The following is a 1809-nucleotide window of genomic DNA, read 5'->3' on the forward strand; positions in this document are numbered from 1 at the left end:
CAGGAGAAACGGTAATGGCTTGTTGCGGTACACCAATGCCATCGCTGATGGAATAATTATTTGCTGTGGCAGCTTTTACACTATCCAATGGCTCGTCAAAAACCAAAACAATATTTATACTGTCTGTTGCAAATGCCCGTAATAGTTGCGGTGGTGATGCATCTGCGTTTATTGCATCAACCGAATTTTTTTTACCCGGTGTGCCACCTTTTAAATCGACACTTGCTTTCCAGTTGCTGAAACCGCTGCAGGGATTTTTAGTGTCAATCATTTCCAATGTCCAGCCGCCATCTTTTTTTAATTCATTCTGGTACCAGGCATCGGTATAATTTACAGTATGTATAATTTTATTTTGCGGACTGCGTAAATAAATCACGTCGCCTGTGTTATCTAAAGATGGAAAACTTGTAACGGATATTGTTGGCCCGTATGCACTCATTGCGGCTACTGCACTTGCTGTACACACAATAACAAAACTATCGGGCAATAAATTGTAAGAGGGCATCGGGCCGCTGATTCCAGTTGCATCAGCAATGCGCCAACCTGATAGATTAATTGTAATTGCAGTGGTATTTCGTAATTCTATCCATTCGTTATTGGGTAAATTTATTTGCGGCGTTGGGTCGGCCATTAATTCATCTATTACTATATCAAACCGGTTGACTACTTGAGGTTTACCAAAAAATACTGCAAAACAAAAAACAATAAGTAAACAATATTTTTTAAGCATTTAAACCTGTTTTAATATTTATAAATATAAATAATTTGGAAGGAATTATACTTTGTGTTTACTTTGTGCCATCAATGAACGCAATAAAATACATAAAACATTCGAAAAAATCTTTTTGCAAAGAGAAGGTATGATTGTTTTATTTTAAAATAAATACAGGCCTTCCTAAAACGGGAAGGCTTTTTTTTGCCCCCATCCCCTAAAGGGGAATTACAGGGTTTTATTATTAAACAAAATAAAAAACAAAAAATGAAAGTTGCAGTAGTAGGCGCCACAGGTTTAGTAGGCACAAAAATGTTACAGGTATTGGCAGAAAGAAATTTTCCGGTAGAGGAATTAATTCCTGTTGCATCGGAAAGATCTATTGGTAAAGAAGTGGAGTTTAAAGGGAAAAAGTACAAAATTGTTGGTTATGCCGACGCTATTGCAGCAAAACCGGATGTAGCTATTTTTTCTGCTGGAGGAGGAACATCACTGGAACTGGCACCACAGTTTGCAGCTGCAGGTATTACTGTTATTGATAACTCCAGTGCCTGGCGCATGGATGCCACAAAAAAATTAGTGGTACCGGAAGTTAATGCAAACGTATTAACTGCAGCTGATAAGATTATTGCTAACCCAAACTGTTCAACTATTCAAATGGTGGTGGTGTTAAAACCATTGCATGATAAATATAAAATTAAAAGAGTGGTGGTAAGTACTTACCAAAGTGTTACCGGCACCGGTGTAAAAGCGGTAGAACAATTAATGAACGAAAGAAAAGGCGTACAGGGAGAAATGGCTTACAAATATCCGATTGATTTAAATGCCATTCCGCAAATTGATGTGTTTTTAGATAATGGCTACACCAAAGAAGAAATGAAGATGACCAATGAAACAGTTAAAATTATTGGTGATGCCAATATAAAAGTTACTGCAACAACGGTTCGTATCCCTGTAATGGGCGGGCATAGCGAAAGTGTGAATATTGAATTTGAAAATGATTTTGATTTAAATGAACTTAAAGATTTGTTAAGTAAAGCCCCTGGTGTAGTGGTGCAAGATGATATCGCTAACTTTATTTATCCTATGCCATTAAC

At 37.0% G+C, this 1809-nt stretch carries 2 protein-coding genes; one reads left to right on the forward strand and one right to left on the reverse strand.

The window, feature by feature from the left end; translation table 11 throughout:
- Positions 1-730, reverse strand: a 730-nt coding sequence (locus ACY65O_RS04150; RefSeq protein ID WP_462219586.1) for a lamin tail domain-containing protein, incomplete at its 3' end; no start/stop codon positions are given.
- Positions 731-979: 249 nt separating this feature from the next.
- On the opposite strand from ACY65O_RS04150, the gene ACY65O_RS04155 reads away from it, so the two are divergent.
- Positions 980-1809: aspartate-semialdehyde dehydrogenase (locus ACY65O_RS04155; RefSeq protein ID WP_462219587.1), on the forward strand; the 830-nt coding region annotated here is incomplete at its 3' end.

The organism is Ferruginibacter sp., assembly GCF_031430955.1.
Classification (GTDB): Bacteria; Bacteroidota; Bacteroidia; order Chitinophagales; family Chitinophagaceae; genus Ferruginibacter.